This window comes from Marinobacter xiaoshiensis (assembly GCF_031631795.1).
Lineage (GTDB): Bacteria > Pseudomonadota > Gammaproteobacteria > Pseudomonadales > Oleiphilaceae > Marinobacter > Marinobacter xiaoshiensis.
On record NZ_JAVMBO010000017.1, the window covers coordinates 470906 to 483778 of the forward strand.

A 12873-nucleotide genomic window follows, 5' to 3' on the forward strand; every position below is an offset into this window, starting at 1 on the left:
CAGGGGCATCGTAGTTGTACCGACAAGCCCAAGCAGTAAAAGAGCGGTTCAGGAGTTGGCGTGGGCCGTTCGTAATCTTTAACCTGCAGCGCGAGTTGACATTACCGCGCCTTGAGCTGCGCCTTCAAATTCCATGGCAGCAGCTCAAGGCCTCGGTTTCCGCTCATGGATTCCGGTAGGTCTTCACCAATCCTGGAAGCTGAGTACTCCTGCTCATAGCGAAGATCATCAGCCTGCGAAATGCTGAGGGGCCGGAATGGCGTCCCTTCAGGTCCATACATGGCCACTGTCTTCACACCCTTAAATTGCTCAACGATGTTCAGGAAGGTTTGTCTATCCGAGTGGGGATAGTGACTTTCGATCATCCGTGAGACCTTGTTTTGCAGGATATCCCGTTCTCGTGTTGTCGCTGTGGGGATAATGAACGAATGCGGGCCGGGCCAGCTATCCGGATCTGCGGGCTGAACCCAGTCCCGTTGAACCCGCTGAATCAGCCGCCCTTGAATTTGTGCGTTGAGCAGATCTCGCGAGACGCTCACGAGACATGTGAATGTTGGTGTGACCTGGAGCTTCCGGTCTGCTCCCTGATGTATCTCAACCTTCAGGAGCCGCAGCGCGGTTCTGACATTGTACCGCCAGAACGGTTGGCTACGGGCGATAGATATGTACTCTATCAGCGTCCCGAGCAGATTTTGGAAATCTGAAGCATCGCATGGCACGCCTGGTAATATGATGGCAACCCAGTGAGGCGCGCGTCTGGGATCGCTTTCAGAAGCGGGCATGGATTCCCTGTCAATCACCGACCGTAGTGCCGATGCCCAATTTCGAGCACGCCTTCGTTGGCAATCGGGGCAGAACCGGTGATGACAGGCCAGCAAGTATGGATTGGTCACGATACGCCCAAACGGATACGTTTTCACTCTTTGCCCGCACTCGCGAATCATTCTCGCTTGGTATTCTGTGTCTTCATTTCCGTCAAAATACGCCGCGACTTCCGCAGCCGTTGGCGGTTGGCTTGGATTGTTTTTCATACGGGTTACTCTTTAAGGCAAAGCGGGGAGGCGAGAAAAGGCGGGGAGTAGGTGTCTACTCAGTTGCCAGGGGTTCTGCTTGTGCCGAAGTTGTGGCTACCTGATCCAAATAGCTTGCTGGCAAGCTTCGCGAAGTAGCTGATGCGACGGAAAAGGTCGTCGTATCGCTCACCATTCCTGATCCGATAGATGGGATTTCTAGGGATGCTCACAAGCCCGTCAGCCACATGTGCGTCCATTCCTAGCGCACTGGCCCAGGCGCTGCTGATCATGCCGTAGAGGCTTCCTGAATAGGGATTGAACTCGCCTAGTCCGCGAAAGGTCTGCTTATTGAAGAAAAGCACGCAGTGATAGTGCGGATGGCCATTCTGTCCAAACTCCCTGGTCCAAATGAAATGGACTTCAGTCGGGTGGAACCTTATGCCATCTCGTATTTTCTTTGCTTGCCTCGCCTTTATTTTGGATTTCAATGAAGCCGTGAACCTGCTGAATACAGGGCGCCAATCTGGTTGACACCTCCAGTCGAACTGGAAAGGAAGTCTAAGGTCGACTCTGACGGCCATTACGCTGGGATGCTCCTGAAGCGCTCCCTGGATAGTTTCATCAATGCGCTGAAGGTAATTGTGAATGAACGGTCCCTGCTGCCAAACAAGAGGCATACCGTTGTAGTAATAGCCATTATAAATCCAGAGGTTTGGATCATAAGAGTGTCTGTAGAGGTAAGGTGTATCAATCATCATTATTTCCTTATTAGTCAATTACCAGACGCAGCAATCCCTAGGTAACCTGCTTGATGCATAGGCTTCATATAGGTATCTGATCTAGTTACTCGATTGGTTGTGATATAGCGATTAGATAGATGGCGTGATGCCGGTAAGTAAATACTATTTAAAACCTACATATAGATTGCCGACGCGCCCTGAATGTTGGGTTCAGTTTTCCCGATAGAGCATGAGAATTTCAAAGCGGTTTTACTCTGCATCAATATCAAGGTTTTTTGGATAGGCGCGGATTATTCACGAGGGAGTCAATCAAGCAACGGAATTACGGTTCATCGGGTGATTTTGGATATCACGGTTTTCAATTCTTTCTGTAATCCACCTGTGTACCTCGGCTTCAACCCACCCCACAGAGCGGCCGCCAAGCGGTATGGGTTCGGGGAAGGTGCCTGCGCTAACGTACTTATATATGGTCGAGCGGGCTAGGCCGGTCATGGCAGCGACCTGTTTAAGCCTGAGAATCTTCATGTTTGGTCTCCTATGATGTTTGTGTCCAAATCATAGGAGCGACCGTGTAAGGAATTATAGATGTCATTGGACGCTGGTAGAGCCTGACGGGATATTAAGAGCTTATTTAACCCTTCGATCTTTTTGATAGATACTTAGTACAAAGTCGATTAGATTCACCACAAGTCATCCTGATACGTATTCAGGTAAGCGCCATGAAGCATTTCGGCATCGAGGTTAGTGTTCTTTTAGAGTCATGAAAATCGACCGCCCTAAAATGGAATAACCGGTCATGATGTTGGAATACATGATGGAGTCGAGATGAGGCAACCCGAGGCTGAGTTGGCTCAGCGGTGTCTAAAAAATCCGGTGCCAATCAGTAATCGGCATACGAAGGTTGTACTTTAACGCAGCGCGAACAGCCATTCTGCCGGGTAAGCGCCGCTTTAGAAGTCAAAAAAACACCTACAAACCGCCTATAAACTGCCTATATAACACCTATTAAAAACCTATATCTGCGCTAGTTTTTGTGTATTTATGTACTATTTATAGACCTAGGTTTGGGCATTGGGGTAGGGTTGGTGGATGTGTCAAGGAGGTTGAAATGGCGATTAAGTGGACTTGGGAAAAGAGAAAGCCAGAAGGGCTGTCTGGTTTTAAGAACAGAGAAATGCTTTGGCTTTGGTGTCGACTTGAGGCAAATGGTTATATCTTGAATTCGAATCTAGTGAGTGATGCCGACAGTCGCGCTAATCACTTGATTGACAACATTGCAGATAATGAGACATTTGAGAGTCTGCGTTTTTATCGTGATGAATGCTTTTCGAATAGTTTAGATAGCTCTGAATTTGATTGGATTAATTATAACGATAAGAGGTTGGTGCATTGGCTTTTTGAAATGATTTGGGGAGGGTATACTGCCGTTACGGTTGCTTCGACAAGCTTTGACCAATCGGCTTTGAAGCCGCGTGAAGTAATAGAGCTGGCCTTTGATTTAAATAATTTGCCCATTAAAGTTAAAAAAGAAGTGATAAATAATCTTCGTAATAACTGGTCACTATTGATTGAGGTTGATCCTGGTCTTGAGTGGGTGGACAAGGAAAACGAAGATCAATGCAGATGGTTGGTCGATGAGATTAGGAAAAGTGACCTCGCTCCATATATATCCCCTGATTTGCAGTCTCCAGTAGATAATGAAGACCGTTTTCTCCTGTTTGTTAATACGCTAGATAGAACCGGCATGCCTTTAAAGCCCAAAAAATTGTTCTTAAGTGAAATGAAGGCGAAATGGCGTCGAAAAAATAAAAAGGCCGATGCAAAAAAAGTGCAGTGCAATCTCAATGTTCTTTCCTCAACAAAGGAGTATATAGAAAAAATCGCCAATGATCGGAGTCTAAAAATGGGTGAATTAATTGATGCGCTTATTGCTGAGGAAATGAAAAGGAAGTATTAATGAGTATTTTCTATTAGGCCATCAAGGTAATTAGCCCAAGACTGCATCATTTCTCGGCGGTCATCAATGAATTCGGTGCGGTTGTAGGCCCGCCCGTGCATATCGGCTACGCGATGACCTAACTGCATTTCAATCAGGTGAACGGGGTACTTGAGCTCCTCCTGCAGCAGAGTCCGTGCCATAGCCCGGAAGCCGTGGGCTGTCATTTTGCCCCCGTACCCCATCCGATCCAGTGCTGCTTTGATCGCCACGTTACTCATGGGGCGTTTCGCATCCCGGGCATTAGGGAATACATATCGGCTCCGATGCTGGGTGACTGGCTCTACTTCCTTAAGAGTGGCGACTGCCTGATGCGACAGGGGCACAATCAAGGGCGCGCCGTTCTTTGTGGTGGGTAGCTCCCACTGAGCCCTGTCGAAATCGATCTGCTCCCAAAGCATCTGTCTGGTGTCACCCGGGCGCGTAAACACCAGCGGCGAGAGCCTCAAGGCGGCTGACGTTGCAAAGTGGCCTTGATAGGTATGGATGTCTTTAAGCAGTTGTGAAACTTCATCGGGGCGAACCAGCGCGTGTTGGTGCTTCACCTGTGTGTTGGGTAAATAACCGGTCAGATCGCGGGTAACGTCGGAGTCGACCCTCGATGTTGCAACTGCATACCGGAATACCAGGCTGATAAGGGTTTTAACCCTGTGAGCGGTCTCTGTGTTGCCTTTTTTGACAATGGAATCCAAGACTTGCAGGACATCTGCAGGCTGAATGGAGCGGATAGGGCGCCTGGCTAGCAGAGGAAAAGTGTAGATTTCCAGCCTTCTCCAGTTCCGGACTGCATGTGCCTCGGTCACTTCAACTGAGTGCTTCTGCTGATACCAGTCTTCACAGAGGGTGCGGAAGGTATTTTCACCGTCGGATACTCTTTGCGTGGATTCCTGCCGTTTGTGAGCGCTGGGATCGATCTTCTGCTGAAGTAATACTCTGGCTTCATCCCGCGCCTGACGAGCGGCGGCGAGAGAGACTTGTGGGTAACTACCCAACGATAGGGTCTTCTCGTTACCCGCAAAACGGTACCGCAACCACCAGTACTTGGATTCGCCCTTGATGACCAGAGTGAGGCCGCCGCCGTCTGCCAGTTTCCGCATCTTCCCGAAATCTTTAGCATTTTTCACTTCGTTGGCGGAGAGTTTGTTGAGCTGGCGGGCCATGGGTATCCATTTTGTGGGTAACGGAACATGAAAAAGGGGCGTTACCCACAATGTTACCCACAAGTGACCGTGGATGCCAATGGATCAATATGGATGTGACAGGCATAAAAAAGCCCCGTTTCCGGGGCCTTCGGGCGTTTCAGTGGATCTCGCTGGACCTCCTGAAACTCTTGGTTGGTGGAGACGGCGGGAATTGAACCCGCGTCCGCCAGCACTGTGCCTTGAGATCTACATGTTTATGTCCTTCTATTGATTTAACCTCGAACGACCCGAAGGCCAGGGTGTAAGAGGCGAGTTCTTTAAATCTTAGCCGTTAGCCAGTGAACTCTGGATAACGGAGCATCCCGTAAGCGATGACGTCCTGAGATGTAGCTCTGGGCTACGGGCGACCCAGTCAGGACGACTAGCGGCCCTTAGGCTGCTAGTGCGTAGTTTTCGTCGTTTGCGACTATTGCGTTGCAGCTTTGGATTTACGAGATTCGCTGCCATCTCGACATGCACCCAAGGGTTCGCCACCAGCGTCGAAGCCATGTCGTCCCCTTACTCACAGTATATGTGGCCGCCTCGCTTAACTTCAAGGCCTCATTGTTGTTGTTTTGTGCGGTCTTGCCTGAAGGGCCAATGATTCTCAGGCTGACTGGTGTTTTTTGCTCTCATGCCGGCCTGCCAGAGCTGCGTGGCTCAAGGCCTCGAAGCTGTCCCGGAAATAGTCCATCACGTCATTCGGGTCGGCATGAATGGCTTTGTCCACAGTAATACCGAACTGCACCGTACCGGCGTAGCTGAAAATGCTCATGCCAATACCTATGTTGCCGCTTTGTGGCACCCAAAACATAGGCTGCACCAGTTTGCTCCCAGCCAGATAAACGGGTTCTCTTGGGCCCGGTACGTTTGTGAGTACCGCCGAGGCTTTATTGCTGAGGAGGTCCAGGGCTCGCCGCTCCAGAATGTCCGGGCCACGCCCGAACAGGTCCAGCAGGCTGTAGGTAACCTGGGCCTGATAGGACTGTTTGAGGCGGTTCATGTTCTCCTGCACCTGCTGGAAACACATTATCGGGTCTGCGATTTCAATCGGCAGGCATACCAGTACCAGGCCAAACTGGTTTCCAAGCGTTTCGATGGGCTGGTTAAGTGGCCGCAAGTTGAAGGGCACGGCAACACGTATCCCGCAGCCCGGGATAACTTCCTTGCTCGCTTTAAAGTGCCTGTGGAGTGCGCCGGTTGTGGCGCACAGGAGGACATCGTTAATAGTGCCACCCAGCGCCTTGGCACAGGCTTTTACTTCCGCAAGATCCAGTGGTTCCGCCCACGCTACCTGCTTGCGGCCAGAAAGTGGGTTTTTGAGGCCTGTTTTGGGTTCAAAGGGCGAAAGGCCCAGCTTTAGCAGGTCCACTGCAACACCGCTGGCAGTGCTGGCAAGCTTTAGGGGGTAGTTGGGTTGGTCCCTTACCGCCTGCATAAACAGGCGAGCCTGCTGTGTTGCTGCTTCGGTGGTATCAAGGGCGCGGTGCAGAACCCGGCCCACGATTGAAGATGAGGGCTGCTTTTGGGCTCGTGTCGGGAATGCTCTCTTGCTGCCGGGTTCCGGTGTTTTGTCTGTGAGTGACAGCAGCACCCGTACAAGGGAAATGCCATCTGCAATGCAATGGTGGATGCGTATCAGGAGCGCGCATCCGCCCTGGTAATTATCGATGTAATGTATCTGCCAGAGGGGGCGACGAAAATCCAGCGAGGTGCTGTTCAGATCACTGGTCAATGCCTGGAGTTCATTCTTTCCGGCTTTGCCAGGGAGAGCTATCCGGTGCAGGTGGTTGTCAATATCGAAGAGCGGGTCGTTCTGCCAGTAAACCTTGTCACCTTCATCAACAATGTGCTGGCGGAACCTCTGAAAACGCAGGAAACGCTCATTGAGGATGAGCTTGAGGCGGCTCGTTGCGATCGGTTTATCGAAAACCAGTACCGCCGAGATCATCATCGGATTACTGGCCGTGTCCATCCGCAACCATGAGCGGTCTACCGCCGTCATTGGGGTTCGTTTAGGTGGCATAGTTCCTCCCTCCGAGGTGCACCGAAACCGCAGTATAGGCAGGATAAAAAACGGTGCATAGAGAGGGAGTATGCGACACAAAGCACCTGCACTTTATGACGCGGATCAGTATAGGGTCGGCTAAAAACTGGTGTCAGGCGTTGCCATCACGCAGAATACGCTGCTTCTGGCGGTCCCAGTCGCGCTCTTTCTCAGTAGCGCGTTTGTCGAATAGCTTCTTGCCCTTCACCAAGGCGATCTCGCACTTTACCTTGTTGTTTTTCCAGTACAGTGCCAAAGGCACGCAAGTCTGACCTGCCTGGCTTGTTTCCCCGATCAGCTTCGCCAACTCCTTGGCGTGCAGCAGCAATTTGCGGGTGCGAGTAGGATCGGCAATAACATGGGTGGAGGCTTCTGTAAGGGGCTGAAAATGCCCGCCCAGCAGAAAAGCCTCGCCGTCTTTTAATAATACATAGGCGTCGGTTATCTGGGCCTTGCCGGCTCGCAGTGATTTCACTTCCCAGCCGAGTAAGACCATACCCGCTTCGAAGCGTTCTTCTATGTGGTATTCGTGTTTCGCCTTTTTGTTCAGGGCGATGGTACTACTCGGCGTACCGGGTTTTTTCTTGCTCATGAATCAATTATCCGGATGCGGACGAATGAACGGGCCGGCCTGTCGCAGGTCGGCAAAAGGCGCATTGTAGCTCAGGAGTGCCAGACTGGTCACGAAATCACCCTCAAAGGTACAGGCGGTTCGTGCGTGGAGGAGTCCTTCGGCTACAATACTTGGCCAGACACTTTCCGAGGCGAAAATGCCTACGCCATACCAAACACATATCGGGTCGTTTACCCGAAAATCAACCTTTTTCTGGGCTGCAGTGGGTGCAACTGTGGGCTTGGCAAACCTGTGGCAGTTCCCTTATCTGGCGAGCTTGCATGGTGGTGGGCTATTTATTCTCCTGTATCTCGGATGCCTGTTGCTGGTTACCCTGCCTCTAATGACTACTGAGGCGGTCATTGGCCGGCATGCCCGTCACGGTATTGTGTTGGCGATGGACGGGCTTATACGCAGCGCTAAACGTTCGAGAGCCTGGATGGCCGTGGGTCGACTCAGTATTTTGGGCGCATTCCTGGTCCTGTCGTTTACGGCGGTTTTCGGGGCGATTGCACTGGCCTATGTGTTTTACGGTGCCGTAGGACGGTTTTCCGGAGTTGGTCATGCAGAGGCTACCGGGATTCTTGCTGCGCTGGTTTCCGACCCCCGCGAGTTTCGCGTATTCATGGGTTGGCATGGGTTCTTCCTGGTGATGGTCTTGTGGGTGTCTGGGCAGGGTGTAGTTGGCGGGCTTGAGCGGGCCTTCAGAATCGTTGTGCCAGGTACGCTGATGCTTATGCTGGCGCTATTTGGGCTTGCTGCCTGGTATGGCCGGATTGATGGCGCCATGAGCCAGATACTCGAGATGCATCCACAGGATCTCACATGGGGCAGCCTGAGCGCGGCATTGTTTCATGCCTTTTATACCCTGGGATTAGGTATGGGTGTGTGGGCGGTTCTGGGTGCTTACACCACACCGAATACGCAACTCAAACGATCCATTCTGGCCGTTGTGTTGATGGATACGCTGGTTGCGATTCTGGCGGGGTTAATGATTTTCGCCATGGCGACGCAAGGCAGTGCTTTTGATGGTGAACGAGGCTTTAGCCTTCTGTTCGTATCGCTTCCGGTTTCGCTTGCTGAACTGCCTGCGAGTCAGTTTGTGATCGCAACTGTCTTTCTGATGGTAGTGATGATCGTCTGGTCGACGGCACTTGCACTGCTGGAGCCGGTCGTTGGCTGGTTCCGTGAGTGGACGGGAGCGCCCCGAGGGTTGTCTGTTTTGTTAGTGGGGTTGGTCGTGTGGCTTGCGGGGCTCGCTTCTTTGTTTTCATTCAATTTGTGGTCGCAATACCGGCTTGGAGGCGCCACGGTATTCCGCTGGCTTGAGTTGTTAACCGGCGGGTTGATGATTCCTTTAGTTTCGATTCTTATAGCGCTCTTTACTGGCTGGTGCCTGACACGCAATCTCTCAAAAAGCATGCTCGGAAAGACCCCGGGGCTTTTTGGCACAATCTGGTTCTGGGTTATGCGCCTGGTCCTGCCTCTGGTCGTTGCTTACATTGGCATTCACTACACTGCAGGTTCACTGGTAAATATGTGCGACACAGGCAGTGAGGCACTCTGGTGCGAACCCGGGCCTGGGCTGGTGCTCCAGGAACAAAATGGCACTCCACCACAAATAATTGAAACGGGTAGTGCGGGTGTTGTCGACGACGGGGCAGGAGAGGGTGCGGGTGAGTTGCTACCAGCAGAGCAGGCGACTGAGAACAAACCTGACCTGCCTCAGTCCCTCCCTCAAAATGCCCCTAAAGACGGTGATATCCTTTATCATAGCGTTTGATCGCAGGTGTGATTGTTGTTGTAGGGCCTGTAGTCGGCCTTAAAGTGTATTTGTAAGCAGGACAACCGGTTCCGATGGCTCATCAGATTGATAAAACAGCCCTGGTTATGCACTCCGCGGAGCGCATGTTTCACTTGGTTAACGATATTGCCCGCTACCCCGAGTTTCTTCCCTGGTGTGCGGGTGCTGAGATTCATCAGCAAAACCCTGAGCAAATTATGGCGTCGCTGGAAATTGCCAAGGGAGGCGTTCGCCATAAGCTCACCACCCGCAACCAGTTGCTGATGCCCGAAGCCATTGAAATGAATCTGGTGGATGGCCCGTTTCGCAACCTGAAGGGCCGCTGGCACTTTAAACCTCTGGATGAAAATGCCTGCAAGGTGATTCTGACGCTGGAATTCGAGTTCTCGGGTTCTCTTTCGCGCATGACCTTCGGGCCTGTATTCAATCAGGCAGCAACAACCATGGTGGATGCCTTCTGTCGTCGTGCGGATGACATCTATAAAGGGGGTGGCTGATGCTCAGGGTTGAAGTGGCTTACGCGCGGCCAGACAAGCAGGAAATAATATCGGTACAAGTGCCTGATGGCGCGACAGCCGTCGACGCTGCCCGGCTGTCAGGAATTGCCACTATTTTCCCGGAGATTGATGTGGACTCCATCAGTATGGGGATATTTGGCAAGGTGATAAAAAAGCCCGCGGATCACGAACTGCGAGAAGGGGATAGAGTTGAGCTATATCGCCCGCTCCAGATTGATCCGAAGCAGGCGCGATTGAACCGGGCTAAAAAGAAGCCCGCAGCTGATCAGTAGGCCGGGGTCTCGTTCAGGAGTTCTGCTTCATAGTGGGTATAACGGTCAGCGTCGTAAAAGACGATGATGCGCTGCTCTTCAATAGAGCCGCCTCTGCGTTGGAAGGTGTATACATAGTACTCCCGGGAGCTATCAACCGGGTTGAGCATTAAAGGGGTCCCGAGTAACGCCTGAACCTGGCTACGGGGCATGCCTTCGTTAAGTTTGGACAGCTCTTCATCGGTAACAATGTTGCCTTGCTGGACATTGATCTTGTATACGCCCGGGAAAGCGCAACCGGAGAGAATGATAGTAAGAATGAGAGCTGTGAGCTTTTGCATCGCCGGAGGAAATCCTCTATCTTGAAATCGCCTGCCAAGGGCAGGTGTGGCACGGGTTAACCGTTAAATGGCGGCTTCATCATACCGGAAGCCGTGAGGCACACCAAAGAGTGAATAGTAACATGTCATCTGAAAACGCCGAACTACGAAAAGTCGGTCTCAAGGTAACTCTGCCAAGAGTGAAGATCTTCAACATCCTGGAAAACGCCAAGGACCATCATCTCAGCGCAGAAGATGTGTACAAACGGCTCCTGGATCAGGGTGATGATGTGGGTCTGGCCACCGTATACCGCGTACTTACTCAGTTTGAGACAGCGGGACTGGTGTTACGTCACAACTTTGAAGGCGGCCATGCAGTATTTGAGATGGCCAGCGAAGATCATCATGATCACATGGTTTGTACCCAGACAGGGCAAGTGATTGAGTTTGTTGATGAAGTGATTGAGGAGCGTCAGCAGATAATTGCGAAAGAGCACGGCTATGAAATAGTCGAGCACAGCCTGATTCTGTATGTGAAACCCCTGAAGTCCTGAAACCGCAGAGTTATCCCCGAATAAAAAAGGGGCAGGCCGTGAAGCCTGCCCCAACAGCTCTCAGGGTCGAGAGGGGGAGTGTTTGGCGGCATCCGTTCAGTGGTGGGTCGCCTGTCCTTTGGAAAACATTTCTGTTGCGTGGGCTATGGTGTGCTCTGTCATATCAACACCCCCCAGCATTCTTGCCACCTCACTGATTCTTCCCTGATCGTCCAGCGATTCGATTTTCGAGAAAGTTGCGTCTTGCTGGGTGAATTTGCTCACAAACAAGTGCTGGTGACACTGGGCCGCAACCTGCGGCAAGTGAGTGACGCAGATAACCTGTCCGTTGGCTCCCAGCGAGCGCAGTAGCTTGCCAACCACCTCAGCTGTGCCGCCGCCAATGCCCACGTCGACTTCGTCAAAGATCAGGGTTGGAGTGGTAGACGTTTGCGCGACTACTACCTGAATTGCCAAGCTGATTCGTGAAAGTTCGCCGCCGGAGGCAACTTTTGCCAAAGGTCTTGCGGGTTGCCCCGGGTTTGCACTAACCAGAAATTCCACTTCTTCCAGCCCATGAGGTGCCGGTTCGTTCTGGTTGTTGTTGCTCAGGTGGGTAACAAACTGAACCGATGGCATGCTCAGCTGGGCAAGTTCACCGGCAATGCGCTGATCCAGCTCAGCTGCTGCTTTAGCGCGGAGATCGGAGAGTTTGCCTGCCAGTTCATTGAAGGTGGTGCGGTGGCTTTCAAGGTCTATTTCCAGTTGTTCCAGGCTGCCTTCGCCGCCATCCAGTTCGGCCAGTTCCGCACTTTGCCGCAAATGAAACTCCGGGAGATCTTCGGGGTTGATGCGGTGTTTGCGCGCCATCTGGTAGATGGCGCTTAGTCTGTCTTCAACTTCGGTCAGGCGCGCAGGGTCGGCTTCGTAGTCATCTACAAAGTGGCGAAGGTTGTCGCCCGCTTCACTGATCTGGATCTGCGCTTCGTTGAGCATTTGAATCGTGTCGGCCAGCGCAGGTATTTCAACCGGTAACTGCTCTAATTGCTGTAGCGCCTGGCGCAATAAGCCAGCTGCGCTGGTTTCATCTTCTGTGCACAGCAGTGCTGCCTGATGGCTATTGTGAAGAATTGCATCGGCCTGGCTCAGTTGTTCCTGCTCTTGCTCAAGTTGCTCTTGCTCCCCGATTTCGAGAGCAAGGCGGTCAAGTTCTTCCACTTGATAGCGCAGCAACTGCAGTCGGGCTTCGGACTCCTCTGCATTTTGCTGGCGCTCGATCAGTTTTGTGCGAATCTGGTTCCAGGCTTTCCATGCTTCGCGAGTCTGGTTGGCAAGATTTTCCGCGCCCGCGTATTCATCTATCAGCTTGCGATGGGTTTCTTTTCGCAGGAGTGATTGGTGCTGGTGTTGACTGTGGATGTCCATCAGCAGTCCACCCAGGTCTTTCAGATGCGCCAGAGGGCAGGGTTGGCCATTAATGTATGCTCGAGACCGACCGTCCTTGCTGATGACGCGGCGCAAAATGCAGTCGTTGTCGTCATCCAGTTCGTGGTTTTCCAGCCACTGTTGGGCATCTGATATGCCCGAAACATCAAAAGTGGCTGTAATGTCTGCACGCTTGGCGCCATGGCGCACAGCACCCGCATCGGCGCGTCCGCCCATGGCCAACCCCAGTGCGTCCAGCACAATGGATTTGCCTGCTCCTGTCTCGCCAGTAAGAGCTGTCATGCCCTTGCTGAATTGCAGTTCTACTCTTTCGGCGATCGCGTAGTTGGAAACGGTGAGCTGTGTGAGCATGCAGATAACCTCCGCTCTTGAAAATATACTGTTCGTTCATACAGTGACTGTGAATATATA

The 12873-nt window shown here is 52.0% G+C and carries 13 protein-coding genes and 1 other RNA gene; 5 read left to right on the forward strand and 9 right to left on the reverse strand.

What is annotated here, in order from left to right; genetic code table 11:
• Positions 1 to 101: 101 nt before the first annotated feature.
• The 3 genes from RKA07_RS14010 to RKA07_RS14020 all read right to left on the reverse strand — a co-directional run bounded on the left by RKA07_RS14010 (position 102) and on the right by RKA07_RS14020 (position 2278).
• Positions 102 to 1031, reverse strand: coding sequence for a hypothetical protein (locus RKA07_RS14010; RefSeq protein WP_310966612.1), 930 nt, complete (start codon positions 1029 to 1031; stop codon positions 102 to 104).
• Between the two features lie 59 nt (positions 1032 to 1090).
• Complete coding sequence (locus RKA07_RS14015) at positions 1091 to 1768, reverse strand: inovirus Gp2 family protein (RefSeq protein ID WP_310966613.1); 678 nt, start codon at positions 1766 to 1768, stop codon at positions 1091 to 1093.
• 294 nt (positions 1769 to 2062) lie between these two features.
• Positions 2063 to 2278: a helix-turn-helix transcriptional regulator gene (locus tag RKA07_RS14020; protein ID WP_310966614.1), complete on the reverse strand. Its 216-nt coding sequence runs from the start codon at positions 2276 to 2278 to the stop codon at positions 2063 to 2065.
• 583 nt (positions 2279 to 2861) lie between these two features.
• Here RKA07_RS14020 and RKA07_RS14025 point away from each other — a divergent pair.
• Positions 2862 to 3710, forward strand: a complete 849-nt coding sequence (locus tag RKA07_RS14025) for a hypothetical protein (RefSeq protein WP_310966615.1) — start codon at positions 2862 to 2864, stop codon at positions 3708 to 3710.
• Here RKA07_RS14025 and RKA07_RS14030 read toward each other — a convergent pair.
• From RKA07_RS14030 to smpB, 4 genes are all read right to left on the reverse strand, one after another.
• Entirely contained in the window at positions 3707 to 4909 is a 1203-nt protein-coding gene (locus RKA07_RS14030; RefSeq protein ID WP_310966616.1) for a tyrosine-type recombinase/integrase, read from the reverse strand. The two genes, RKA07_RS14025 and RKA07_RS14030, sit on opposite strands and share 4 nt — an antisense overlap.
• 175 nt (positions 4910 to 5084) lie before the next feature.
• Positions 5085 to 5449: a transfer-messenger RNA gene (gene ssrA, locus RKA07_RS14035) on the reverse strand.
• A gap of 88 nt (positions 5450 to 5537) precedes the next feature.
• Positions 5538 to 6956, reverse strand: a complete 1419-nt coding sequence (locus RKA07_RS14040; RefSeq protein WP_200203013.1) for a WS/DGAT/MGAT family O-acyltransferase — start codon at positions 6954 to 6956, stop codon at positions 5538 to 5540.
• A gap of 133 nt (positions 6957 to 7089) precedes the next feature.
• Positions 7090 to 7569, reverse strand: coding sequence for an SsrA-binding protein SmpB (smpB, locus tag RKA07_RS14045; protein ID WP_200203011.1), 480 nt, complete (start codon positions 7567 to 7569; stop codon positions 7090 to 7092).
• Positions 7570 to 7747: 178 nt separating this feature from the next.
• On the opposite strand from smpB, the gene RKA07_RS14050 reads away from it, so the two are divergent.
• From RKA07_RS14050 to RKA07_RS14060, 3 genes are all read left to right on the forward strand, one after another.
• Positions 7748 to 9373, forward strand: coding sequence for a sodium-dependent transporter (locus RKA07_RS14050; protein ID WP_310966617.1), 1626 nt, complete (start codon positions 7748 to 7750; stop codon positions 9371 to 9373).
• Positions 9374 to 9447: 74 nt separating this feature from the next.
• Positions 9448 to 9891: a type II toxin-antitoxin system RatA family toxin gene (locus tag RKA07_RS14055; protein ID WP_200202998.1), complete on the forward strand. Its 444-nt coding sequence runs from the start codon at positions 9448 to 9450 to the stop codon at positions 9889 to 9891.
• A complete protein-coding gene (locus RKA07_RS14060) occupies positions 9891 to 10184 on the forward strand; it encodes an RnfH family protein (RefSeq protein ID WP_200202996.1) in 294 nt (97 codons plus the stop codon). The genes RKA07_RS14055 and RKA07_RS14060 overlap by 1 nt, the downstream gene beginning before the upstream one ends.
• On the opposite strand, the gene RKA07_RS14065 is transcribed toward RKA07_RS14060, so the two are convergent.
• Positions 10178 to 10504 (reverse strand): outer membrane protein assembly factor BamE, encoded by a 327-nt coding sequence (locus RKA07_RS14065; protein WP_200202993.1) that lies wholly within the window; start codon positions 10502 to 10504, stop codon positions 10178 to 10180. The two genes, RKA07_RS14060 and RKA07_RS14065, sit on opposite strands and share 7 nt — an antisense overlap.
• Positions 10505 to 10626: 122 nt before the next feature.
• Between RKA07_RS14065 and fur the strand changes: the two genes are divergently transcribed.
• Positions 10627 to 11037, forward strand: a complete 411-nt coding sequence (fur, locus tag RKA07_RS14070; RefSeq protein WP_310966618.1) for a ferric iron uptake transcriptional regulator — start codon at positions 10627 to 10629, stop codon at positions 11035 to 11037.
• Positions 11038 to 11133: 96 nt separating this feature from the next.
• On the opposite strand, the gene recN is transcribed toward fur, so the two are convergent.
• Positions 11134 to 12813 carry a DNA repair protein RecN gene (recN, locus tag RKA07_RS14075; RefSeq protein WP_200202989.1) on the reverse strand — a complete coding sequence of 560 codons (1680 nt, stop codon included), beginning with the start codon at positions 12811 to 12813 and terminating at the stop codon, positions 11134 to 11136.
• Positions 12814 to 12873 lie beyond the last annotated feature (60 nt).

Coding starts and splice junctions, on each gene's coding strand:
- RKA07_RS14010 (WP_310966612.1), bottom strand. CDS start 1,031: ATGAAAAACAATCCAAGCCAACCGCCAACGGCTGCGGAAGTCGCGGCG.
- RKA07_RS14015 (WP_310966613.1), bottom strand. CDS start 1,768: ATGATTGATACACCTTACCTCTACAGACACTCTTATGATCCAAACCTC.
- RKA07_RS14020 (WP_310966614.1), bottom strand. CDS start 2,278: ATGAAGATTCTCAGGCTTAAACAGGTCGCTGCCATGACCGGCCTAGCC.
- RKA07_RS14025 (WP_310966615.1), top strand. CDS start 2,862: ATGGCGATTAAGTGGACTTGGGAAAAGAGAAAGCCAGAAGGGCTGTCT.
- RKA07_RS14030 (WP_310966616.1), bottom strand. CDS start 4,909: ATGGCCCGCCAGCTCAACAAACTCTCCGCCAACGAAGTGAAAAATGCT.
- RKA07_RS14040 (WP_200203013.1), bottom strand. CDS start 6,956: ATGCCACCTAAACGAACCCCAATGACGGCGGTAGACCGCTCATGGTTG.
- smpB (WP_200203011.1), bottom strand. CDS start 7,569: ATGAGCAAGAAAAAACCCGGTACGCCGAGTAGTACCATCGCCCTGAAC.
- RKA07_RS14050 (WP_310966617.1), top strand. CDS start 7,748: ATGCCTACGCCATACCAAACACATATCGGGTCGTTTACCCGAAAATCA.
- RKA07_RS14055 (WP_200202998.1), top strand. CDS start 9,448: ATGGCTCATCAGATTGATAAAACAGCCCTGGTTATGCACTCCGCGGAG.
- RKA07_RS14060 (WP_200202996.1), top strand. CDS start 9,891: ATGCTCAGGGTTGAAGTGGCTTACGCGCGGCCAGACAAGCAGGAAATA.
- RKA07_RS14065 (WP_200202993.1), bottom strand. CDS start 10,504: ATGCAAAAGCTCACAGCTCTCATTCTTACTATCATTCTCTCCGGTTGC.
- fur (WP_310966618.1), top strand. CDS start 10,627: ATGTCATCTGAAAACGCCGAACTACGAAAAGTCGGTCTCAAGGTAACT.
- recN (WP_200202989.1), bottom strand. CDS start 12,813: ATGCTCACACAGCTCACCGTTTCCAACTACGCGATCGCCGAAAGAGTA.